This window comes from Arcicella rigui (genome assembly GCF_034929435.1).
Classification (GTDB): domain Bacteria; phylum Bacteroidota; class Bacteroidia; order Cytophagales; family Spirosomataceae; genus Arcicella; species Arcicella rigui.
The window spans coordinates 1-22784 of record NZ_JAYFUM010000010.1; the positions used below are offsets into that span (position 1 = coordinate 1).

21 protein-coding genes are annotated in these 22784 nt (G+C 35.0%); 6 read left to right on the forward strand and 15 right to left on the reverse strand.

Annotation, left to right across the window (positions count from 1 at the left end; all coding sequences use genetic code 11):
* Window positions 1–204: 204 nt before the first annotated feature.
* Both VB248_RS09775 and VB248_RS09780 read right to left on the reverse strand, forming a co-directional pair.
* A complete protein-coding gene (locus VB248_RS09775) occupies window positions 205–1323 on the reverse strand; it encodes a DUF2891 domain-containing protein (protein ID WP_323296587.1) in 1119 nt (372 codons plus the stop codon).
* Between the two features lie 113 nt (window positions 1324–1436).
* Window positions 1437–1946 carry a DUF1648 domain-containing protein gene (locus VB248_RS09780; RefSeq protein ID WP_323296588.1) on the reverse strand — a complete coding sequence of 170 codons (510 nt, stop codon included), beginning with the start codon at window positions 1944–1946 and terminating at the stop codon, window positions 1437–1439.
* Between the two features lie 213 nt (window positions 1947–2159).
* Here VB248_RS09780 and VB248_RS09785 point away from each other — a divergent pair, with 213 nt between their 5' ends.
* Window positions 2160–2771 (forward strand): hypothetical protein, encoded by a 612-nt coding sequence (locus VB248_RS09785; RefSeq protein WP_323296589.1) that lies wholly within the window; start codon window positions 2160–2162, stop codon window positions 2769–2771.
* Here the strand turns inward: VB248_RS09785 and VB248_RS09790 are convergent, their stop codons facing one another.
* The 5 genes from VB248_RS09790 to VB248_RS09810 all read right to left on the reverse strand — a co-directional run bounded on the left by VB248_RS09790 (window position 2772) and on the right by VB248_RS09810 (window position 7000).
* The gene (locus VB248_RS09790) at window positions 2772–3866 is read right to left on the reverse strand and encodes a Gfo/Idh/MocA family protein (protein ID WP_323296590.1); all 1095 of its coding nucleotides are present in this window, start codon (window positions 3864–3866) and stop codon (window positions 2772–2774) included. It abuts the gene before it with no gap.
* A gap of 151 nt (window positions 3867–4017) precedes the next feature.
* Window positions 4018–4740 carry a DMP19 family protein gene (locus VB248_RS09795; protein WP_323296591.1) on the reverse strand — a complete coding sequence of 241 codons (723 nt, stop codon included), beginning with the start codon at window positions 4738–4740 and terminating at the stop codon, window positions 4018–4020.
* A gap of 160 nt (window positions 4741–4900) precedes the next feature.
* A complete protein-coding gene (locus VB248_RS09800; RefSeq protein WP_323296592.1) occupies window positions 4901–5428 on the reverse strand; it encodes a DinB family protein in 528 nt (175 codons plus the stop codon).
* A 114-nt stretch (window positions 5429–5542) separates the two neighbouring features.
* Window positions 5543–6325 carry a hypothetical protein gene (locus VB248_RS09805; protein WP_323296593.1) on the reverse strand — a complete coding sequence of 261 codons (783 nt, stop codon included), beginning with the start codon at window positions 6323–6325 and terminating at the stop codon, window positions 5543–5545.
* Between the two features lie 51 nt (window positions 6326–6376).
* Window positions 6377–7000 carry a class I SAM-dependent methyltransferase gene (locus tag VB248_RS09810; RefSeq protein WP_323296594.1) on the reverse strand — a complete coding sequence of 208 codons (624 nt, stop codon included), beginning with the start codon at window positions 6998–7000 and terminating at the stop codon, window positions 6377–6379.
* A 291-nt stretch (window positions 7001–7291) separates the two neighbouring features.
* Here VB248_RS09810 and VB248_RS09815 point away from each other — a divergent pair, with 291 nt between their 5' ends.
* On the forward strand, window positions 7292–9973 hold the full coding sequence (locus tag VB248_RS09815) for a glycoside hydrolase family 78 protein (protein WP_323296595.1): 2682 nt from the start codon (window positions 7292–7294) through the stop codon (window positions 9971–9973).
* A 119-nt stretch (window positions 9974–10092) separates the two neighbouring features.
* Here VB248_RS09815 and VB248_RS09820 read toward each other — a convergent pair whose 3' ends face one another.
* From VB248_RS09820 to VB248_RS09845, 6 genes are all read right to left on the reverse strand, one after another.
* Window positions 10093–13530, reverse strand: a complete 3438-nt coding sequence (locus VB248_RS09820) for a PAS domain-containing sensor histidine kinase (RefSeq protein WP_323296596.1) — start codon at window positions 13528–13530, stop codon at window positions 10093–10095.
* A gap of 407 nt (window positions 13531–13937) precedes the next feature.
* The gene (locus tag VB248_RS09825) at window positions 13938–14732 is read right to left on the reverse strand and encodes a thymidylate synthase (protein WP_323296597.1); all 795 of its coding nucleotides are present in this window, start codon (window positions 14730–14732) and stop codon (window positions 13938–13940) included.
* A 159-nt stretch (window positions 14733–14891) separates the two neighbouring features.
* Window positions 14892–15098: a hypothetical protein gene (locus VB248_RS09830; RefSeq protein ID WP_323296598.1), complete on the reverse strand. Its 207-nt coding sequence runs from the start codon at window positions 15096–15098 to the stop codon at window positions 14892–14894.
* A 38-nt stretch (window positions 15099–15136) separates the two neighbouring features.
* Window positions 15137–15559, reverse strand: a complete 423-nt coding sequence (locus VB248_RS09835) for an OsmC family protein (RefSeq protein ID WP_323296599.1) — start codon at window positions 15557–15559, stop codon at window positions 15137–15139.
* A gap of 100 nt (window positions 15560–15659) precedes the next feature.
* Window positions 15660–16190 (reverse strand): hypothetical protein, encoded by a 531-nt coding sequence (locus VB248_RS09840; RefSeq protein WP_323296600.1) that lies wholly within the window; start codon window positions 16188–16190, stop codon window positions 15660–15662.
* A gap of 13 nt (window positions 16191–16203) precedes the next feature.
* Entirely contained in the window at window positions 16204–17577 is a 1374-nt protein-coding gene (locus VB248_RS09845) for an AAA family ATPase (RefSeq protein WP_323296601.1), read from the reverse strand.
* 65 nt (window positions 17578–17642) lie between these two features.
* On the opposite strand from VB248_RS09845, the gene lysA reads away from it, so the two are divergent.
* From lysA to VB248_RS09865, 4 genes are all read left to right on the forward strand, one after another.
* Window positions 17643–18887 (forward strand): diaminopimelate decarboxylase, encoded by a 1245-nt coding sequence (gene lysA, locus VB248_RS09850; RefSeq protein WP_323296602.1) that lies wholly within the window; start codon window positions 17643–17645, stop codon window positions 18885–18887.
* Between the two features lie 202 nt (window positions 18888–19089).
* Window positions 19090–20040 carry an NAD-dependent epimerase/dehydratase family protein gene (locus VB248_RS09855; protein WP_323296603.1) on the forward strand — a complete coding sequence of 317 codons (951 nt, stop codon included), beginning with the start codon at window positions 19090–19092 and terminating at the stop codon, window positions 20038–20040.
* 106 nt (window positions 20041–20146) lie between these two features.
* On the forward strand, window positions 20147–20509 hold the full coding sequence (locus VB248_RS09860) for a DUF4260 domain-containing protein (protein ID WP_323296604.1): 363 nt from the start codon (window positions 20147–20149) through the stop codon (window positions 20507–20509).
* A 145-nt stretch (window positions 20510–20654) separates the two neighbouring features.
* Window positions 20655–21059 (forward strand): MaoC family dehydratase, encoded by a 405-nt coding sequence (locus VB248_RS09865; protein ID WP_323296605.1) that lies wholly within the window; start codon window positions 20655–20657, stop codon window positions 21057–21059.
* Window positions 21060–21120: 61 nt separating this feature from the next.
* Here the strand turns inward: VB248_RS09865 and VB248_RS09870 are convergent, their stop codons facing one another.
* A complete protein-coding gene (locus VB248_RS09870) occupies window positions 21121–21303 on the reverse strand; it encodes a histone H1 (RefSeq protein WP_323296606.1) in 183 nt (60 codons plus the stop codon).
* A gap of 150 nt (window positions 21304–21453) precedes the next feature.
* The gene (locus tag VB248_RS09875) at window positions 21454–22731 is read right to left on the reverse strand and encodes an aminotransferase class I/II-fold pyridoxal phosphate-dependent enzyme (RefSeq protein ID WP_323296607.1); all 1278 of its coding nucleotides are present in this window, start codon (window positions 22729–22731) and stop codon (window positions 21454–21456) included.
* Window positions 22732–22784: the final 53 nt, after the last annotated feature.

Here is a 22784-nt window from a genome sequence, read left to right on the forward strand (position 1 = left end):
TTTTCTAGCAGAAACAAAATACAGAAAAACCCCGAAAATTGCCAGTATTGACACTTTTTCGGGGTTGTTTTATTTATAATATATTGATAATTAAATATTTACAACATTTAAGGGAAGCCGTTTTATGAAATCCGTAGCACGAGTTTCCAACTCGTGAAAAATACTGCTAATTTCACGAGTTGGAAACTCGTGCTACGGCTACGCTTATTCCACCTCCAAACTCAAAGCATACATCGCAAATGAGCCTAACCAATGGTCGCCTCCATAGTTTCCGTTGGCAATATTGGGTAAAGTTTTTTGTAAAAAGGTGGTTGCTTTTTCCTGAAATTGTTTCTTGCGTAAATCTGTTTTGGGTAATTGCTTGGCTATGCCCAACAAACACCAAGCTTTACTGAGTGCCAAACCGTCTAAATGTACAATTTGATAATCAGAACGGTCGCTGACGATGGGTAATTGCAAGACATTTTTTAATCCTTCAGCTGTATAAAATTGGTTAAACCACTGTACAAAGGCTTGTGGTGCTAATACTCTTCGCATCAAATCTGCAATTTCAAGACTGGGTGAAAGGAAGTCTGTTCCGTCGGGTTCGAGTGTGGCGGCAACGGCTTTATTTTTGAAATAATAGTCTTTGCTACGTTGTACTAATATTTGTTCAAAAGCTGTATTCTTGGTTGCTCTTGCCCAATCCAAAGCGAAAACCATCCCAAAAGCGGTATTTGGATGCACGCCAGTTCGGTTTGGATAGGTCTGTTTGGGTAAATATTCCGTCCAACGTTGAACGATTACTTGTGTCAAAGGCTGTAAATTTTTATGCCAACGCTTCGCCATCGGGCTATCCCAAGTCAATAATTCTTCATCTAATTTAAGTACCCAAGCCCAGCCATAAGTTCGTTCAAAACCCTTAGCAAGTTTGTATTGATTAAAATAATCGGCTTCTTTTTGTAGATTTTCTGTCGAAAAACTATTTTCTAACATGGCAATTATTTGCTGTGTCTCTGGTAAGTTGGGATAAGTCTTGAGGATTTTCACCAACATCCAATGCCCATGAACAGAAGAATGCCAATCTAAACAACCATAAAAAGAAGGATGCAATTGCTTCGGACTTAGTGCTACTTCTTGGGCAGTCTCTAAAGTATGATTAGGTTTGTTCGGATACTCTGTTTGGATACAGTGTAGCGGAAGTTGTGCTAAAAACGAAGCTCTTGCGGCACTGAGTCCTACTTTTTTTCCATCTTTTGATACTGTTAAATACTGATTTTGCTGTCCATAAACGGACACTCCGCAAGCTAAGAAAGCGATAAGTAAAAATTTTTTGTAAAGCATAATTATTGTTGTTGATGATATGAATAGTAATGGATAATTAGTGTTCAATTTATTAATTGACAATTACTTATGAAAAATAATATATCAGACAAATCGTACTCATTGCTAAAATACTAATCAGATTTATTGGAAGCTGAGACGATTTTTACCAAAAAATACAAGAGCGGAAGCAGAACAAGTACTAAAACTAAAGGTAAAAACCATGTTCCGAGTCCCTGACTATGTCCTTGGGCTTGTTCAATGGTTTTGAATACAATGATATTAAAAATGACAACCAAAATAAATTTCAAGTACCGCATCATTCTTGATGAATAAAGATATACTTTTTCAGCATTGTTTTCAGTGATTGGAATTGGATAATTGAATTTTTGAGGAGATTTTGTAACTGCGTTGAGCTTTATAAAAAGTAAGGTAGCAATAAGTGGCAAAAGTAAAATCATGCCCTTATGTCCAAAACTATCGGCATCGCCAGCAAAATTAAAATGAGTAGGAATTTTGTCGGGCAGATGTGAGTAATGAAAAAGTGTATTGCCCCAAATCAAGATGATAGTTCCCCAGCCTGCTATTTCAAGAAATTGGTCTATTCTACTAAGTTTCGATTTTGCTAAAGGGTTTGTACTCATGATTTTTGAAAATTAAGTAATTCGTACAATTTGCTATTATTTCAAAATTTTGGGTTTTGCTAATCCAATTATTTAAAAATATAATTTAAGCGATTTTTATTAAATGTATAATAATCAAGTTTAAAAAACTTGTATTTAGCCAAAATAGTAATTTAATAGAATTATCGTTTATTTTTAACCTCAGAAGATTTGTTACTCTAATTAATTATGAAAATGTTTAAAAAATATTTTATACTCAGTGGTATTATCAGTGCTTTGCTACTTTTTTTAATTGCCACAATTTATTATCCGGGCGGTTCTGTGTACGATAAAAATGCAGTTGGGTTCGACTGGAAAAATAATTATATCACCAATTTATTTGGCGAAAAAGCTGTAAACGGACTCGATAACCTTGCCCGACCATGGGCAATAGCGGCAATGTTGGTACTCTCGGTTAGTATTGGAGTATTTTTTGTGCAATTTTCAAAAAAAATTATGGTTAAAAGTGCTTCAAATATTATTCGTTACTTTGGCGTAGGTGCGATGGTTTGTGCCTTTTTGACCGTCACTCCCTACCACGATTTAATGGTTGCCCTTGCCGTTTCGATGGCTTTGCTAAGTATGTTTTATATTACGGTATTTATTTTTAAGTCAAAATTATTGTTCTTCAAAATCCTCTCTGTCGCTTGCTTACTTGTTTTTTATAGCAGCAATTATATTTACTACGCCAATACTTACACCGTGATTTTGCCGACTATGCAAAAACTCACTTTTCTGATGACCATCATTTGGGCTTTGGGCTTAGAATATTTTACCGACAAAAAGGATTTTGAAGCTATCAAATAATTATTTTTTCAGATAAATGGTCTTTCCTGTTTTAGCAGACTCTTTGGCAGCGGATAAAATTTCCACTACAATTTCATTAACAGCAAAAGATGAAAGGTCTTTTTGTGGGTCTATTTTTCCATTAATTACTGCCGCTAAGTATGAAAAAATATTTGAACGTTCGTGAGGAAGAGGAGATAAATCGAGCCATTTTTCTGAACCCGTAGCTTCGCCAAAAATATAACGCATTTTACTTTCTCTATTGGCAATCAGAATGCCATCTGTGCCATAAACTTCGGTATCTTTTACACCAAAAGGCCAATTCCAAGAGGCTTGGATAATCGCCTGACAATTGGGGTACTTCAAAATAATGCTGGCTTCATCTTCTACTTTTGGATATACTTTTGGTTTTATTTGTTGCGTAACAGCGGTAACGGCTATGGGTTTTTGTCCGTCCATGAGCCAAGTCATGATATTTGCTCCATAACAGCCAAAATCAACCAAAGCTCCGCCTCCGTTGCCAATTGGGTCGGTTAGCCAATCGGTAAATTCTTTAGTACAACCAATTTCTTTTGGCCCTTTGTGTCCGTCCTTAAACACTACTTTACGAATATTCCCTAAGCTTTTTTCTTGTTTTACAATTTCCCATACTTTAGCATGAGAAGCGTACCAAGTAGTTTCAAAATTGGTAAGTAGATGAATGTGATGCTTCTGTACCAAAGCTCGCATTTGGTTTAAGTGTATATTATTTACGGCTAAAGGTTTTTCTACAATAACATGAATTCCTTTGGGAGCACAAGCCTGTACAACCGCCAAATGTTCAAAAATAGAATTGAAAGCACAAACGGCTTGAGGTTTAGTTTGTTTGATTAACTCTTCTAAACTCGCAAACCAAAGTGATTCTGGCAAATGATGTTCTTTCAGCAGTCTCATTGCCAAAGCTTTGTTTGGTTCTGCAAAACCAACGATTTCTACTTCATCTTGTTTACCGATGTAGTCAAATACTTGGTTGATATGGTTGTGGGTCATCCCCGCAACTCCTACTCGAATAGGTTTGGCTTCGCTCAGAAAAGCCATCGAAAAAATAAGCAACAGAAGTAAAAGTGATTGTCTCATCGTTTTTGGATTTTATCAATAAATTCAAAATGAATTTAGAAGAAACAATCGACACACTTATCCTATCTTGTAGAGTCGTTTTTGCGTTTATCTCCACAAAAAAAGGCGTGTTGTTCTACACCCCTTTTTTTGTTTTTTAAAAGAATATGTTTTAAATCACTTTTGAAAATTGCTCAATGTTTTGTTCGATATAATCGCACATGGCTTTATGCCATTGTCTTTTGAAGTCCTCCTCATCAAAATAATCTTCGATGGTATCGGTACTTTCTAAAATTTTATAACCATCTGAAAAAGCTTTGATGCGATGTCTTTGATTACTTATCGGACTATTCGATTGCCAAATATTCCAGCTTAGTTTCATTTTCTTTTGCTCTACTTCCTCTAAAAACTCATCATAATCGGCAATGATTTTATCTTGCCCCAATTCCACCATTACTTGTCGTGCCGAGTACAAATGTTCTGGATAATTATTGATAAACTGAAACAAACCACCATTGTCTATTTCACCTTCGATAGCCAAAAATGACCAAAATATTTTTTGCCCTCTTGTAAGTTCATTCCAGAATTTTTGAGAATGCTCTTCCCCACGATGTTCTTTGGTCAGGTTATCAAAAAATAATTGCCGATACTCCGTCAATCGGTTATCGTAAACCGAATAAATTTCCCAAATATATGCCTGTCTGATATGTTCAATTTGTTCGTATTGAACCGTGACATAATGGATTAATTGATTTTGATTGCCATCATTGATGTCAAACCTTTTTCCAATGATTGCTTTATTATTGAAAAAAGTCCAAAAATAGTTTCCTGCACATAATAATATAGCAATATTTAAAAACCAATCTACCCAATCTTTTCCGATGATTTGTTCCATACAATAAAGCACTTTTGTGTTGTACGATAGTTTTTCATAAGTTAACGAAGAATTTCTTATGAAAAAAATTTAGAGACGTATTTTTTTAGAATGATTTAGGATAAATAAAAAAGCGACTGAAGAGTATCTCCAGTCGCTTCTTGCTTAATAAAACCCTGTTTTAGAATAATTTTTCTTGTGGTGGTTTAGCACCAGCCAAACGAATATAAACCGTTGTTTGTCCTCTGTGGTGAGTTTGGTGTTCAAAACCTTTACCCAAAGCTGTTGCTTTTGTCATCTCGAAACGGTCAAAAAGTTTAACTTTTTCACTCAGTTGAGCAGGAGTCATTTTTTTGATACCATTAATAACAAAATCATAGCCAGCCAAAACTAATTTCGTAACATTTTCTTTTGATTTATCTGTTGCTTTTTCAGATTCACCTCTTCCAACTGGACTTTTTTCGCCAGTCACAGCCGAACCAAAAGTATAGTTAGCGTCTGTCAAATGAAGCATTTGTTCAGCGAATGAACGCATTTCTGGCGTTGGTTTCAAAGCATAGCCACTTTCTGGCATAGCATCCAAGTACTCTTTGGTATAGGCTTTAGCTCTTTCCCATTCTTTTAGGGTTTCATCAACAGAAGTCTGAGCATTTGCTTGGAACAAGCCCAAAACAAACAACAATGATAAAAGTAAATTAAATTTTTTCATGTGTTTTGAAATTTTTAAACGATACAAAATAATAAATCGTAGCAAAATAAAATTTATCTGGCAATTACTTGCAATTTATTTTTAACAATTGTGAAATAATCAAGAAAATGAATATTAAAAATCATACTTTACTCCTTTGGGTAATGCTTGTACGAGCATCTGCATCCATACACCATTTACCTTAATCACTACAATATGATTTTCCTTATCATAGAACATCGTTCCATCTTTGGCATTTTTTAATTCTTTGTAATTCACATATTTAGCATCTTTTTCAGCATTATTTTCATCGTCACCTTCTGGTTTTGTTGTTAGAATATCGTCTTTGCCGATATTACCGAGTGTAAAGGCATTAGACATCGTTAATGAACCGTAGAAAAGTGCTTTATCTCTACTGAATAAAAAAGAGTGATTTTTTACGTCAGAACCTATTCTAAACCAGTTGTAAGCATTGGCAGAATGATTATAGACAGTACCATAATAATACAATTCAGCTACTGGTTTTTCTTCTTCAATATGTTTATTTACGAGCATCGTGATTCTTGATTTATCGTCTTTAGCATAGCCCTCGAATACATGAAACCCCCAACGCTTTTTATTTCTTTCATCTGCATTGCCTCGTACTTGTATCATGTACGGAGTGCTAAGGATTCCGTTGACGGATGTGTACATAGGTGTTTTGCGTGGGTCAAAGCCAAAAGAGTAGCCTCTTTCTTTCCATTTTTCCCAAGTTGAATCTATCTCAGATGAAAGCTCAATACGTTTCAAACTTGATTTGTTACTTCCATTCAATAGATTAAAGTACTGACCAAAAGGATGATTTCTTTCCTGTTCATTTTGTGCTGAAAGCTGATGAAAACCAAGTACTAACGATAAAACAATAATTATTTTTTTCATATCTCTTTGAACAATGATGTTAAAACAAACTTACTGAGTAAATATCTTGAGTTATTTTTTCTTTCCTACAAATCTGATTACAGAACCAAGTCCATTATGAAATAGCCCTTCGTTCAATTCAATTTCTGTTTCCTTCAAAATAATAATTTCATAATTGTCAAAATCGGCCTTGATTTCCTCTTTTGAAAAAAGCATGGCTTCTTCTTTTGGTCCGCCTACTTTTTCATTTTTGGCAATATACTCAAGATGTTTTTTACTAAAGGCTTCAAAAATAATGATGCCCCCTTTCCGCAAATACTTATCTAAAGTTTTGTGGTAAACAGATTTAATATCAGCAGGAAAATGGGCGTAAATAAGAGCAATCGCATCAAATTGCTCAGGTTGATAGGCTAAGTTTTGAAGTTCTTCAACTTGATAGTCTATCCTCACTTGATGCATTTCGGCGAGCTTCAAGGCTTTATTTTTTCCTTCAGTGCTAATATCAAAAGCCGAAACTTGCCAACCTAATGTAGCCGCAAAAACGGCATTGCGTCCTTCTCCTTCTGCTGGAAACAGTATTTTACCAACCGCTAAACCTGATAATTGTTCCTTGAGGAAATTGTTGGGTTGTTCGCCATAAGCAAAGGCTTCCATACTGTATCGTTCATTCCATCTATCAATCCAAGATTCGTTCATGTTTTTTTGTTTTTGGATTAAGTAAAAAATATCGAATATGCTTGTAAAATAATACCAATTTGATGGTAAAAAAAATAGGGAAGATTATCAATAAACCTTCCCTAAATGTTTAAAAGTATAAAACTCTGTACTTCTAATCGCTTTATAATTTTATTATTAATTCTTACGAAAACCCTAAAATCCTCAATAGCCAACAACTACGAACACACTTTGGCAAATAAGTCACTATTTTTCGTCACTCAATTCTGAGTAATACGCAATTCACAATTTATCATCTAATTTCCGAAAAACATGAAAAAAACATTTCTCCTTTTCTTATGTATGTTGGCGGCAAATACTGCCTTTACACAATTAAAGCTCCAAAATTTAACGACTGAAAATCTCAAAAATCCTATCGGAATTGATGCCGAAAAACCAAGATTTGCTTGGCAATTGATTTCTGATAAGAAAAACGTAAAACAAACTGCTTATGAAATCCAAGTAAAAAATGGGAAAAAGGTGGTTTGGTCGAGTGGGAAAGTGAATACTTCAAACTCTGTTTTTAATGCTTATCAAGGCGAAAAACTTCCTTCAAATACTCGTTTTACTTGGCAAGTTCGGGTTTGGGATAACCAAGGACAAACGTCGGAATGGGCTTCCGCCAATTTTCAAACAGCGTTGAACAAGGGCGACTGGAAAGCAAAATGGATAAGTTCGGGCTTTGCCAACGACACTGTAAATGGTGTTGTACCGATGTTCAGAAAGAGTTTTGAAACCAAAAAGAAAATCGTAAATGCTACGGCTTTTGTAACGGCAAGAGGTTTGTACGAAATCCAAGTAAACGGTAAAAGAGTAGGCGACGCATTCCTGACTCCGGGCTGGACGAGCTACAACAAACATTTGCAATACCAAGCGTATGACGTTACAAATTTGATTACTTCTGGAAAAAATGCCATTGCGACAACGCTTGGAAGTGGTTGGTACAGAACTCGTTTGGCTTGGCTGCATCAGCAAAATATTTATGGAAAAGAAACAGCCCTACTTTTTCAATTAGAATTAACCTACTCTGATGGCTCAAAGGAAAGTATCGTTTCGGATAATTCTTGGAAAGTAGCAGAAAGTGATATTCGTTTCGCAGAAATTTATGATGGTGAAGTAATTGACGCTCGCAAAAGAATAGCCAATTGGGCAAGTACTACTTTCAATGATACTGACTGGAAAAATGCAGTTGAGAAAAATTTTCCAAGCGATTACCTGAATGCTTCGGTAAATGAACCCATCAAAAAGCATGAAACTTTTAAACCTGTAAAAGTATTCAAGGCAACGAATGGTAAAACAATTTTAGATTTTGGACAAAATTTGGTGGGTTGGGTAAGCCTTTCGGCACAAGGTAAAGCAGAAGATAAAATTACACTTTCGCATTTTGAAATGATGGATAAATTCGGAAATCCGTACTTTGACAACCTTCGCTCGGCGAAAGCACAAGCTACTTATATTTTGAGTGGGAATGGAAAAGATTTCTTCGAGCCACATTTTACTTTCTTTGGTTTTAGATTTGTACAAGTTGATGGTGCGAGTGGAAATATCAATCCAGAAGATTTTACGGCTTATGCTTTGTATTCGGATATGGAGCAAACTGGGAATTTTGAAACCTCAAATGCTTTAGTGAATCAATTACAAAAGAATATTCAGTGGGGACAAAAAGGTAATTTCTTGGACGTACCTACCGACTGTCCGCAACGAGATGAGCGTTTAGGTTGGACGGGCGACGCAGAAGTATTTTCAAGAACAGCTTCTTATAATTTTAATGCTAATCAGTTTTTTGCAAAATGGTTGAAAGATGTAACGGCAGACCAATTTCCAAACGGAGCAGTACCACACGTAATTCCGAATGTATTGAATGATGGCCCTACGCAAGCGGCTGGCTGGGGCGATGCTGGCATTATTATTCCATATAATGTTTACGTGGCTTTTGGCGATAAACAAGTACTCGAAAACCAATACGAAACCATGAAAAAAAGTGTGGAGTATATCCACAAGGCTGCAAAAAATGATTTATGGAATACTGGTTTTCAGTTTGCTGACTGGCTTTCGTATCGTGTAGATGATTCAAAAGGAATGATTGGAATGAAATCGGCCATTACTGATAATTACTTGGTGGCTCAGTGTTTCTATGCTTACAATGTGCAGTTAATCATTAATGCCGCTAAGGTTTTGGGCAAAACGGACGATGTACAAACCTATGAAAAATTATTAGTCAGCGTAAAGAAACAATTCCAAAATGAGTACATGACGGCATCTGGAAGATTGATTTCTGAAACACAAACGGCTTATGTTTTGGCTTTACAATTTGATATGTTGCCCGAATCATTGCGTCAGCAAGCCGTAGAAAGATTGGTTGAAAATATCAAATCGTATAATTATCACTTAACGACTGGTTTCTTAGGAACACCTTTCTTAAATCCTGTTTTGAGTCGTTTTGGTAGAAATGATGTGGCTTATAAATTGCTTTTGCAGGATACGTATCCTTCGTGGTTATACCCAATTAAAGCTCATGGAGCAACTACCATTTGGGAACGTTGGGACAGTATGAAACCAGACAGCACTTTCCAAGACCCCGGCATGACTTCTTTCAACCACTACGCTTATGGAGCAGTAGGCGACTGGATGTACAGAAATATTGCAGGAATTGATACCAAAGAATTTGATGGTGCAGGTTACAAAGAAATTGTGATAAAACCACAAATCGGCGGCGGACTTACTTATGCCAAAGGAAGCTTGAAAACCAATTATGGCGTAGTGGCTTCTGCTTGGAAAATAGAAAATGGAAAACTGACTTGGGAAGTAGAAATTCCAGCGAATACTACCGCAACGCTGACTTTCCCTACACAAAAACTAAGCTCAATTACCGAAAGTGGCACAAAACAAAGTGTAGCTTCAGACGGAACAATGGCATTGGGTTCTGGTAAATATACTTTTGTGATGGATTTATAATTTTTTGTTAAGTAGTAATTAGAAAATAGTAATTGGTGTTCAGCAATTACTATTTTCTAATTATTAGACATTTCCGAAAAGCAAAAGGTCAATTAAAATGTAGTCATTTCAATCAAAAGCTATCCTTGAATATCATAAGGCAAAGTCAAGATAAACACTGTTCCTTCTCCTTCCTTACTATCAAAAGCGATATTTCCGCCCAATTTGTGGGCAAATTCACGAGTAAGATTCAAGCCTAAACCTGTTCCTTCTATTTTAATCGCATTATTTGCTCTAAAAAATATTTCAAACAAGTGTTTTTGGTCTTTTTCGGGAATCCCGATGCCATAATCCTTTATTGAAATTTTGAGTTTACTTTCTTCGTACTTCAAAATCAGCTCAGGGTCTCTCGCTCCTTTTGAAAATTTAAAAGCATTATTGATTAAATTACAAAGAATGTGGTCTAACAAAATTGGGTCAGTTAATATCTGAGCGTGTTCGTTTGGCAAAATCAATTCCAGTTTTCGACCATCATTTCTATCTGTATAGTTTTGGTGATTGAGGTTTTCAATAAACTGTACAATGTCTATTTGTTCACTTTTGATGTTAAGTTTTTCATTACTTGCTTTTTCGAGTAAGAGAATATCCGTCAGCATTTGCGTAATACGATGAGCCTGAAAAACTACTTTGTTGAGATGATATTGAATTTTTTCTCTTAGGCTTTCGTCATTCATCATATTGGCATAAATACCAATAATATCAATACTTGTGGTAATGGTTGCGAGTGGCGTTCTGAACTCATGAGAAGCAAATGAAATAAACCTTGATTTTACAATGTTGATTTCACGCTCTTTTTCCAAAGAGATTTCTAATCTTCTCATTTGTTTTTTGTCTTCCTCTGCTTTTTTACGTTCAGTGATGTCCAATAGAATGCCATTGAAAATCATTCTATCTTCTTTCACTGTTGGCGTTGACATCCCATGAAACCATCTGATGCCCAGACTTGGCGTTTGGGTTCTCCCCTCAAAATTCCAATCTCTTTTATACTGAATGGCTTCTAATACTGATTCTTCAAAGCGAACTCTATCTTTATAATAGATGTATTTCGACATATTGCTTACACTGAAATCATCAGGAACACCAAAAAATTCGTACATTTTTGTGCTTAGGTAAGAAAAATAGGTATCACCATTGGCTTCAACATAAAACTGAAAAACCACACCCGGAACACTCTTGGCGAGCTCTCGGAACATTTCTTCGTTTTCGGTAAGTTTTTCTTGAACAGCTTTTTGTTTGGTAATGTCAATATTGAGTCCTAATAAACCATCTACTTCATTTGATTCATTTTTGAGAGGAATTTTTGAGATAAGATACCAGACTTTATTTCCATGAGCATCAAAACAAAGTGTTTCTTTGTTGATAATACTTCGGTCGTTTTTCATGACTTGCAAATCATCAATTTCCGACTGGACAGCACTTTCTTCACTAAAAAGCTCAAAGTCAGTTTTACCCAATACTTCACTTTCAGAAGCTGCCCCTACAAATTCCCATTCTGATTTATTGGCAAGGATTTTTCGGGTTTTCAAATCCTTTACATAAATATTAAAAGGCAAATTGTCGATGATATTTCTGAGTAATTTCCTTTCCTTTTTTAATGCTTTTTCAACAATTTTCCTTTCCGTAATATCTCTGAAATTCATTACGATACCCTTAATTGAGGGTTCGGACAATTGGTTGTTGAAATTGGTTTCAATCCAAATCGTTTCGCCCGAAGGTCTAACGTACCTAAAGTTTGCCGTGGGTGAATAAGTAGGGTCTTCGTAAACCTTGTAATAAATGTTACTTAGTTTCTCTATATCTTCTGGGTGGATGGCATTAATACTAAACTCTTCAAGGTTATTGATATTAAACATTTTCTTACCACCAGCACTGATTTCAGTAATTGTCCCTGCATCGTTGACAATCGCAATTCCTTCAGTACTATTTTCTATTAGAGCCTTGAAGCGTTTTTCGCTTTCAATAAGTTCCATTTCAACTTTCTTCCTTTGACTTACGTCTTTAGAAGTAATTTTAATTTTTGATTTTGTGCCATCTTCTTCCTTCACCATCTTGGCATTCATCAATAAGTACTTAACTCTTCCATCAGGCATCAATAACCTAAAATCAAAATTTAAGTACTTGTCTTCATTCATCATTAAGGAATGTTCTTCCAAAATTTTAGTTCGGTCTTCTGGATGAACGTACTTTATGGCATCATTAAGATTGAGTGGTGGCTGCTTGGCATCTATTTCAAAAATATTATACATTTCCTCTGACCAATGATGGTCATTGTGAATGAGGTCTATTTCCCAATAGCCAAAATGAGCTAATTGTTGAGCGGCATTAAGCTGTTCATTAGTCTTTTGCAGAGCCAACTCTGCATTTTTTCTTTCAGTAATATCTTTTCCGAAACACGCCGTGCCAATCACTTTTTCTCCTACACGAATTGGATAAAACGAAACTTCTCGCCATGCCGAATCATCTGTTTTACTGTGGTACTCGTACTGAACGGTAAAGGTTTCGCCAGCCAAAGCTCTATCATAATATGAAATATAGCGTTCAAGGTGTACGGGGTCTGATTTTAGCGTTTCAATAATACTCATCTGCGGATAAACCTCAATTTTCCCGTATCTCTTTACGATATTTTCATAAGCAGTATTGAATGAAATGAGTTTCCTCGACGAGTCCACACTCCAAACCAATTCACTGGTATTGTCAATTAAAGCTTTTAGGTTATTGGCATCAAATTCTTTTTGTTGTTTAGCCTGTATTCGCTCGGTAATATCTCGGTAGTTCAGTACAATGGCATTTACGTTGGGTTCGTCCAGTAAATTATGAATCAGGGTTTCAAGCCATTTGTATTCGCCATTGGGTTGTAAAATCCTAAATTCACATTGTTCTACTTCATTCGGATTGGCAATTGATTGTAGAAATTGTTGCCCTAAAGTAATTCTATCATCCGGGTGAATAGTTACTTTATTAATGATTTCACCAGGGTTTTCGTTGACATCAAGTCCAAGTATTTTTTTTCCTGATGGGCTCATTTCAATAATTTTCCCATCAGCATTCAGTAAGGCAAAACCTTCGGTACTATTTTCTATGATAGTGCTGAGTCGCTTTTCTCGGATGATGTTATTTTCAAGCGTTTGTTTTTCTTGGGTAATATTTTTAAAAAATCCAGACCAATAGGTTGTACCATTATCAGTATGAGGACTTGCAAAAATCTGAATCCAATTAATATCCTTCTCATCATCGACTAACTCACACTCAAATTCCCAAGTACAAAGTTCTTCATTTGCTTTTTTCAGTGAGCTTGCAAAGTGTTCAAAATTATCACCAAGTTTAATTCTAAATGTTTGTTCTGGATTATCAATGAAACTCTGATAGTCAACGCTTGGGCATACTTTTTCAATCACTTTACTTAAATACTGAAACCTGATAGTTCCCATTTCTGTCAAACAAAATTGGAACATCGCTATTTTGACATTTTCTGTAATTTTTTCAAGAAAATCTTGTGTGTGTGCCAGAGTTGAAGTCATAAATTCTTTTTTAAAATGTTTTAAATACTTTTGGCATTTTCAGTACTATATGTTCAATATTTTGAAGTAACAAAGTATAACGACTATAAATTATTGATAGGAGTTATAGAAAATTTAAGGATATAAAAAATGCCAACTGTGAACTTACAAAATAGTTTAATTAGAAATACAAAACAGAGGCAAAAAAAATCGGCAATATTTTGCTGTTGTTATAAGTGTTATAAATCTTTTATAAATGCGAGATATATTTTTATTTTTATACTTTTCCAATAAAATGTTTTACTCAATTAAGTATAAAATTGTTTTAAACTTTGAAATTTTATTTTCAGACTAAAATTCAAAGAAAAAGGCTGTCTTGATTCAGACAGCCTTTTTCTTTGAAAATCGAAATACAGTATGGTATCAAACTAAACCGCTACTGGAGCTTTGATACCCGGATAAGGATTATAGTTTTCTAAAGTAAAATCTTCATATTTAAAATCAAAGATACTTTTTACCTCAGGATTGATTTTCATAGTAGGTAATGGACGTGGTTCACGAGCCAACTGTGTGGCTACTTGCTCGTAGTGATTTGAGTAAATGTGAGTATCGCCACCCGTCCAGATAAAATCTCCAACTTCCAAATCGCATACTTGGGCAATCATCATCGTCAGCAAAGCATAAGAAGCGATATTGAAAGGCACACCCAAAAATACATCTGCCGAACGCTGATACAATTGGCAAGACAATTTGTTATCGGCAACATAAAACTGAAAAAGTGCATGACAAGGCATCAGAGCCATTTCAGACAATTCGCCAACATTCCAAGCACTCACAATAATTCTTCTTGAATCAGGACTTTTCTTTAAAGTATCAATTACCTCTTTCAATTGGTCGATTACTTTGCCGTCTGGTGTTGTCCAGCTTCTCCATTGTTTACCGTAAACAGGGCCCAAATCACCATTTTCATCCGCCCATTCGTCCCAAATTCCTACACCATTATCTTTTAAATATTTGATATTGGTATCGCCATTAATAAACCAAAGTAATTCGTGAATGATAGATTTTAAATGTACTTTTTTAGTGGTTACTAAAGGGAAACCTTCCTGCAAATTGAAACGCATCTGATAACCAAAAATACTGGTAGTACCCGTGCCAGTACGGTCGGTTTTTTGCGTTCCGTTTTCAAGAATATGTTTTAAAAGCGTATGATATTGTTGCATTGTTGGCTGTAAGCTATAAGTAATGAGCTTTAAATTTTGTAAAAAAAGAGAAGATTGAAACGAAGATTTAATTTTTCGACTTCAAAATTACATAAAAAAATAACTCATCAATAGCCTTTGATAGGATTGATGAGTCTTGTAATGAAATTCCTAAAAAGCTTAAGCTGTTTTTTTAACCGCTTTTTTGTCTGCTACTTTTTCTACTTTAGCAGATTTAGTCATTTCTGCACAGCATTTCGATTTTGACTTACTGTGAGCCGCAGCCATTTTTGGACTACAACATTTAGAACCTTTTTCTTTGTCATGTGCCAAAGAAACGTTTGCTACAAAAGCTAACAAGGATAAACCTAAAACTACCTTCTTCATGTGTATAAAAATTAAATGTTTAAATGCTAAGATAAAAATTAATTCTCAATCTCAAAAGTATGTGTAATTTCAGCCGAGCCACTAAACTGAGCCGTTGCCGAGCAGTACTTTTCCATAGATAATTCAATCGCTTTTTGAGCTTTTGCTTCAACAATATTTCCTTTGAATTTGAAATGAACATTGATTTTGCGGAACGGAGTCATCTCTGTTCCTTCAATTTTCACACGTTCGCCCGAAACTGAAATTTTCAAATCTTCAATTACTTGGCGTTGTTTTTTCATAATCAAAATTACGTCGATAGCCGTACAACCGCCTAAGCCCATCAATAATAATTCCATTGGGCGAGAACCCGCATTATGTCCACCAATATTTTCTGCAGCATCAATATCTACTGCTACACCCGACATCCCATTTGCCTGAAAGTGAAAGGCATCGTCCACTCTTACTAATTCTACTTGCATTGTTTCTAAAATTTATGAATAATAAAGAACTTAGTTCTTTGGCTAATTACAGATTTAACTTTGGGTGAAAATTTAAAGTTCAATTTAGGGTTTATTTACGCTATTGACAAGGCTGAACTGTTGGATTTGGTAATTTATGATTTAACAAGTATTTACGATTCCCAAAGTTACATGGTGGTAGAGACAACAAATTATCCATCCTTGTAGGTTGATTTTTAGTGTTTTTATTCCCTTCTTTTGGGTCAGAAATAAAAAGTAATTTGATTGAAAAATCGTAATCGGTATTGTAAAAGTAATTTCTAAATTTATCGCTCATAAAATCGTCAAAACAATTTTGAAATTTGTCTCGAATATCACTCAATTTTTCAGTTTTTAAAGATTCAATTGCTTTAAGTTCAACCAAGTATAAAACAAACCTGTTTCCTCCACAGTGTTGAATAATCAAACAATCTGGCGATTTTGGACGACTATTGTCTTTTATGATGGTATTATAATATTTATCAACTCGAATGATAATATAATCATTTCGATTTAAAGTTTCACTTACATTTATACCAATGCCATGTTCTTCACAATCATCGCAGAGAAAATTGCTGAGAACTGGGTCTTGTAGAATTTCTTGAATTAACATTTTTCTGGAGTAGCTAAAGTTTTTCTAATAATTGCATCCTTTCTTCATAAAGTTGTTCGGCAATATCTACAAAATTATTGTCTTCAATACCATGTTCGTCAACAGCCATTGCACCATCTTCAATAACACTACCTTGGTTAGTCATTTTCATCAGAGAAATACTTATGTTTTCAGGTTGTATTTCTTTGGCAATTATCAAATTACTGAGTTTATTGAAAATATAATTACTGTGTGAAGTCATTACAATTTTCACATTTGCTTTACTCAGTTTCACAAAAAAATTGAGTAAAGCCACCTGTACTTCTGGATGCAAATGAGCCTCTGGTTCTTCGATAAAAAGTATTGAGGTACTTTTATCTCCAAAAGGAATAATATACTTCAAATGGGCGATGATTGGAGCAATTTCCGAAATCATTGATGAAGTAAATGATAATTCCAATTTTATTTCAGAATGCTGTGGTGTATAAAAATACTTTTTAGTTTCAGTATCAAGGGTTATAGTTCCTTTCAGAATATCCTTTTCAATTTCTTCAAAATACTCTACATACTTTTCATTGACTTGAGCTTTATCAATGGTATTTAGCCTTAGAAAATAATCAGAGATGGGTTCTGAAATATTTGGAATTTCAATTTTTTGACGAATAAAGTTTCTATTACGAGAAAGTTCAGCAAAAATAGCTCCGAAGGAATTTAAAGCATTGTAAAGTCCTGAACGAGAAGCTGGTAGGAAATAGATTTGGTTTGAGAAGTGTTTTACATCTCTTTTTAGATTTTTATGTAACGTGTCCATTATACTTCTCAATCCATATATGACTTTTTCTCCATTTTCTTCATTTTTAATATAAAATGAGAAAGAGTCTTTTGTTGAGTTTACGTTAGTTTCTGAATTATAGATCTCAAAATTTGGAGTCAATTCTAAACTACCTATGACAGCTTTTGAAGGATTTGTATCAAAGTCAATAGTTAAAACACCAATACTAAAACTTATAATTATTTTTATGGGACAATCTGAATTAATATTTTGAATAGAATTTAAATCAAATGTGTTTTTTAAAGAATTATTAATACCAGATAATAAATGGGTGTTTAAAGAACCTTTAAAGTATTCTAAGATTTCTTTTTTTATATCGTATTTTAAAAAGTTTAAATCAAATACCCTTTTTTCAACTGTTTTTTCAATTGCTGTTTTTTCATAGCTTAATGCGAAATCCAAGGTATATTCATTATCATAATAACTATAATCACTCAGATTCTTCAATATCAAATAAACCGCACTAATGGCATAAGATTTTCCAATATTATTCTTCCCAAAAATCGCATGAATATCCTTAGAAGTATCAAACTGAAATGACTTTATTGGCCCGAAATTCTGTAATTCGATGAGCATATATTTTGTATTGGTTTATTCAATTAAACAATTGGGCGTATCTTTGCAAAAAAATCAAAATTTCAATGTCTTATTACTCCATCCAAAACATCAAACTTACTGATTTAGCTAATCAATTTGGTACGCCTTTGTACGTCTATGACGCTGACAAAATTATCGAAAAAATATCCATTCTTCGTGATTCTTTCAAGAATGTTAATCTCAAGATTAAATATGCTTGTAAAGCCAATACTAATTTGGCGATTTTGAAGCTGATGCGTAAACATGGTGTGGAAATCGACGTGGTTTCGCCCGAAGAATTGCGTTTGGCGATGATGGCTGGCTACGAGGGTTCGCAAATTACTTTTACGCCAAGTGGTGTTTCTTTTGATGAAATCGAATTGGCGGCTGAGTTAGGTACAAGAATCAATTTGGATAATTTAGACGTACTTGAGAAGTTCGGACAACGTTATGGCAATACCAAAGGAGCTTTGATTCGCTTGAAACCGCACGTTTTTGGTGGTGGTAATGAAAAAATCATGACGGCTCATCCTGAATCTAAATTTGGTATTTCGATTCACCAAAAAGCTGAAATTTTGGCAATTGTTGAAAAATACAATATGAAAATCATTGGTTTGCATCAGCACACGGGTTCGGATGTGAAAAATGCCGATGCTTTTACCCAAGCTGCCAGTGCGATTTTGGAAATGGCTTTTAGTTTCAAAGATTTAGAAATTATCGACTTAGGTGGAGGTTTCAAGGTGGCTTACAAAGACGGTGACATCGTAACTGATATGCAAGAAGTAGGCGAAGTATTGAGCAATGCTTTCTTAGATTTTTCTAAAAAATATGGTCGTGAATTACAACTTTGGTTTGAGCCGGGCAAATTCTTGGTAAGTGAAGCAGGTACTTTCCTGACAACCGCCAATACAGTAAAACGTGACCCAATCAAAACTTTTGTTTGCGTAAATTCTGGATTGAATCACCTCGGTCGTCCGATGATGTATGGTTCATATCACGATATTTTCAACGCTTCAAACGAAGATGAATCTGTAAAAGAAGAGTATCGTGTGGTGGGTTATATTTGCGAAACAGATACTTTTTCGTGGACACCCGAAGGAAAACAAGGCGAGCGATTGATGAACAAAGTAAGTTCTGGCGACATCATTGCCATGAAAAATGCTGGTGCATATTGTTTCTCGATGGCTTCACAGTACAATTCAAGATTGCTACCTGCCGAAGTATTAGTGATTAATGGCGAAGCAAAATTGATTCGTAGAAGAGAAACTTTTGATGATATTGTAAGAAATGTAGTGAGCGTAGAAGTATAAACTACTGATTACCAAAGCGTTTATTTAAGGCTTTCAACGAAAATCGTTGAAAGCCTTTTTTGTTACTTCTACTTTACTACTAATAGCAGACAAGCGAGTTCGACAAAGATTTTCGCAATTTGTCATTTTGTTTGCATGATTGGTCAAGGACATTTTCGGGGCTTTCCAACAACTTTGTATCATCACTAAACAACAAAAAAACATGAAATCAGAAATCTTAGTTTTAGGCTCAACAGGAAGTATTGGTTATGCTTTCACCGAAAATTTACTTAGCAAAAACATCCCAGTAACAATTATTGTCCGTGATGTAGCCAAAGCAAAAAATCTTTTTCAATCCTTCAATCAGGTAGAAATTATCAAAGGCGATGTACAAGACTTGAACCTTTTAAAACAAGTAGCCGCCGATAAAAAGTACATTTTTCACGGTATTAATTATCCTTACAACGAGTGGTTCGGAAATATGGATGTAGTGACCAACAAAATTATCGAAGCGGCAAGTTTGAACAAAGCCATGATTGTTTTTCCGGGGAATGTTTACAATTATGGCAATACGCCTTTGATAAAAGAAGATTCGCCCGAAAATCCATGTACTCGTAAAGGGGCTTTGAGAGTAGCCATTGAAAAAACCTTGAGAGACGCAGCTCATGCAGGTAAGTGTACCGTTCTGAATGTCTGTTTGCCAGATTTTTGGGGGCCTAATGTGTTGAATTATGGTATTAAACCAATTTTTATCAATGCACTCAACGGCAAAGCTCTTCCTTACATGGTTCGTGAAGACATTCCTCATCAATTGGTATTTACCAAGGATGCCGCCGAAATAATGGTCAGATTGATGCAAAGAGGCGTTCAAAAACCTTATGAAAATTATAATTATGGCGGTCAGGTACATCCTACGATGAAAGGTTTGTTGAATCAAATTGCAAGATTAGCAAATGCTCCAGAGAAAATTAAAATTCATCCGAAATGGATATTTTCTGTTTTAGGAATTTTTGTACCCATCATGAAAGAAGTAAAAGAAATGCTTTACCTTTTTGAAGGAACGGTAATTTTAGACGATACTAAAGTGAGAAGTATTTTTCCTGATTTCAAAGAAAGACCTTTGAATGAAGCTATCAGCGAAACCTTGAATTGGTTTAAAGAGAATCAGCTTTAAGTTTTAAGCTATGAGAATTGAGCCTTGAGCTTTTACTCATGGCATGACTTAAAGTCATGCCATGAGTGTTGAGTATTTTATTATAAAATATATAGAAAAAACAAAGATGAAAAATATATTAAAATTAGAAGAATTGGCTGAATTTGTATTGGGAATATTAATTTTCAGTCGCTTAGAGTTTGCTTGGTGGTATTTTCCTGCCTTACTTTTATTGCCAGACTTAGGAATGTTGGGCTACTTAATCAACCCAAAAATTGGAGCATGGTTGTACAATTTTGTGCATCACAAAGCTTTGGGGATTTCTATCTTGGCTTTTGGTTTCTACCAACAAAACCAAAGTATATTATTATTAGGAACAATTCTGTTTTCACACGCCGCTTTTGATAGAATGATGGGCTACGGATTAAAGTATGAAGATAGTTTCGAGCATACACATTTGGGGAAGATTGGCAAGGCAAGAAGACATTAAACGAAGGTTAAAAGATTTTTTTGAACCAAAATCATCATTCTTTACTTGCTTGCAAACACAAGCAAATACTTGAAGGCTTAGATGTAGCGATAATTTATTGTAAATTTACCGCCATTTAAGTCAATTCATAAAGATTAATTAACCAATGATTCAACTCGGAACAGTTTACCGTCATAAATTTTCTTTTACTCAAGAAGATGTAATTTTATTTGCACAAGTATCAGGCGATAACAACCCTCTTCACCTCGACGCTGAGTTTGCAGCAACGACGGCGTTCAAACGCCCAATCATTCACGGAGCGTTAGCTTCAAGTGTTTTTTCAAAAATTATGGGTACAGAATTTCCCGGTTTTGGAAGTGTTTATTTAAAACAAACGTCTGAATACAAACGTCCGATGTTCGTAAACCAAGAGTATGAGGCTGTTTTTACGGTAACTTCTATCAATGCCGACAAACATACAGCAGAAATTTCAACTGAAATTTTTGATGTTCAAACCGGCAAAAAAACAACTGACGGAAGTGCTTCCATCATGAATAAAGAACAGTTTTAAATAAAAAAAGAGGCTCAAATTTTGTTTGAGCCTCTTTTTAACTTTTTAGCGTTGAAAGCAATTATTTCGCTGCATTATTTTTTATCTCTTGAACTTCTGTACGGATTTCTTGAGCTAAAGTCTTCAATTGTTGCATACCACCTCTTACACGAGTACCAGCAGCTTGATTGCCCTTGTCATAAAATTTATCGAAATCTCCTTCTAAGGACAGAATTAAGTCCCTCACTTCTGCAAATCTGTTCATATTTGAAACTGGATTTAAGTTGATATATGGTTGAAAAAGCCTTTAATAGCGTTGAGACGCATTTTTTGTGTCCGAAATATAGCTATTTTATTATATCTAACAAATCTCAAAAGCAAAAAATAAACGAAATAAGTCAAAATCGTATATAAATTATGCTAATTCAGCTTGTTGTGCTAAAAATTCCTCAGCAATTCTCTTATACGTTCCGTCTTGTAAACGTTGCTTAACTTTTTCAAAACAATCTAAAGTATAAGTAACGTCTTCTAATGTATGCGAAGCAGTTGGAATAATTCTCAACATGATTTGTCCTTTAGGAACAACTGGATAAGTTACAATTGAACAGAACACGCCCATATTTTCACGCATATCACGCACAAGAGCCGTTACGTGTGAAAGTTCGTACTCACCATGTAAAAACACTGGAGTTACTGGAGAAGTAGTTTCGCCAATATCAAAACCTCTTGCTTTAAATCCTTCTTGAATTGCTCTTACGTTCTCCCACAATTTTTCACGCAATTCTGGGTGTTTTTTAATCAATTCCAAACGCTTCATTCCACCTACAACAAATGGCATCGGTAAAGCTTTTGCATAGATTTGTGAACGCATATTGTATTTCAAGAACATGATGATGTCTTTATCAGCAGCCACAAAAGCACCGATAGCAGCCATTGATTTTGCAAACGTAGAGAAGTACAAATCAATACCATCAATACAGTTCAATGCCTCGTGAACACCACGACCATTTTCACCCATTGTTCCAAATCCGTGAGCATCATCAACCAAAATACGGAATTTGAAATCTTCTTTCATTTTCACGATTTCGTCTAATGAACCTACTTTTCCAGACATACCGAATACACCTTCAGTAATTACTAAAATACCTCCACCTGTTTCAGCTACTTTTTTAGTGGCACGCTCTAAGTTTTTACGCAAAGAAGCCATATCGTTGTGATTATATTTGTAATAATCACCCATTTTAGCTTTGTGTAAACGAATACCGTCAATCAAACAAGCATGAGCTTCGGCATCATAAACGATAATATCACGGTGGTCGCAGATACATTCGATAATCGACATCACCCCTTGATACCCGTAGTTCAACAAAAAGGCATCTTCTTTACCAGCAAATTCTGCTAACTGAGCTTCAAATTGTTCGTGTAAATCTGAGTTACCAGACATCATTCTCGCACCCATTGGATAGGCTAAACCGTATTCCTGAGTACCCTGATTATCTGCTTCACGTACTTCTGGGTGGTTGGCTAAACCTAAATAGTTGTTCAATGACCAGTTTAACATTTCCTTACCCATAAAGGTCATTCTTGGACCTAATTCTCCTGTTAATTTAGGGAAAGTAAAGTAATGATGAGAATAATGAGCATGGGCACCGATAGGCCCCAGACCTTTGCTGACTTTATCGAAAATATCCACTGTTTTTTTGTGTTTAATGTTAAAAAACTTGCACCTGAAGGAAGTGTCTCCCA

What these genes read in the sequence shown, in the direction of transcription:
- VB248_RS09775 (WP_323296587.1), bottom strand. Translation starts at nt 1,323, where the DNA reads ATGCTTTACAAAAAATTTTTACTTATCGCTTTCTTAGCTTGCGGAGTG.
- VB248_RS09830 (WP_323296598.1), bottom strand. Translation starts at nt 15,098, where the DNA reads ATGAAGAAGGTAGTTTTAGGTTTATCCTTGTTAGCTTTTGTAGCAAAC.
- VB248_RS09795 (WP_323296591.1), bottom strand. Translation starts at nt 4,740, where the DNA reads ATGGAACAAATCATCGGAAAAGATTGGGTAGATTGGTTTTTAAATATT.
- VB248_RS09865 (WP_323296605.1), top strand. Translation starts at nt 20,655, where the DNA reads ATGATTCAACTCGGAACAGTTTACCGTCATAAATTTTCTTTTACTCAA.
- VB248_RS09815 (WP_323296595.1), top strand. Translation starts at nt 7,292, where the DNA reads ATGAAAAAAACATTTCTCCTTTTCTTATGTATGTTGGCGGCAAATACT.
- VB248_RS09800 (WP_323296592.1), bottom strand. Translation starts at nt 5,428, where the DNA reads ATGAAAAAATTTAATTTACTTTTATCATTGTTGTTTGTTTTGGGCTTG.
- VB248_RS09810 (WP_323296594.1), bottom strand. Translation starts at nt 7,000, where the DNA reads ATGAACGAATCTTGGATTGATAGATGGAATGAACGATACAGTATGGAA.
- VB248_RS09825 (WP_323296597.1), bottom strand. Translation starts at nt 14,732, where the DNA reads ATGCAACAATATCATACGCTTTTAAAACATATTCTTGAAAACGGAACG.
- VB248_RS09860 (WP_323296604.1), top strand. Translation starts at nt 20,147, where the DNA reads ATGAAAAATATATTAAAATTAGAAGAATTGGCTGAATTTGTATTGGGA.
- VB248_RS09790 (WP_323296590.1), bottom strand. Translation starts at nt 3,866, where the DNA reads ATGAGACAATCACTTTTACTTCTGTTGCTTATTTTTTCGATGGCTTTT.
- VB248_RS09785 (WP_323296589.1), top strand. Translation starts at nt 2,160, where the DNA reads ATGTTTAAAAAATATTTTATACTCAGTGGTATTATCAGTGCTTTGCTA.
- VB248_RS09780 (WP_323296588.1), bottom strand. Translation starts at nt 1,946, where the DNA reads ATGAGTACAAACCCTTTAGCAAAATCGAAACTTAGTAGAATAGACCAA.
- VB248_RS09870 (WP_323296606.1), bottom strand. Translation starts at nt 21,303, where the DNA reads ATGAACAGATTTGCAGAAGTGAGGGACTTAATTCTGTCCTTAGAAGGA.
- VB248_RS09840 (WP_323296600.1), bottom strand. Translation starts at nt 16,190, where the DNA reads ATGTTAATTCAAGAAATTCTACAAGACCCAGTTCTCAGCAATTTTCTC.
- VB248_RS09835 (WP_323296599.1), bottom strand. Translation starts at nt 15,559, where the DNA reads ATGCAAGTAGAATTAGTAAGAGTGGACGATGCCTTTCACTTTCAGGCA.
- VB248_RS09820 (WP_323296596.1), bottom strand. Translation starts at nt 13,530, where the DNA reads ATGACTTCAACTCTGGCACACACACAAGATTTTCTTGAAAAAATTACA.
- lysA (WP_323296602.1), top strand. Translation starts at nt 17,643, where the DNA reads ATGTCTTATTACTCCATCCAAAACATCAAACTTACTGATTTAGCTAAT.
- VB248_RS09855 (WP_323296603.1), top strand. Translation starts at nt 19,090, where the DNA reads ATGAAATCAGAAATCTTAGTTTTAGGCTCAACAGGAAGTATTGGTTAT.
- VB248_RS09845 (WP_323296601.1), bottom strand. Translation starts at nt 17,577, where the DNA reads ATGCTCATCGAATTACAGAATTTCGGGCCAATAAAGTCATTTCAGTTT.
- VB248_RS09805 (WP_323296593.1), bottom strand. Translation starts at nt 6,325, where the DNA reads ATGAAAAAAATAATTATTGTTTTATCGTTAGTACTTGGTTTTCATCAG.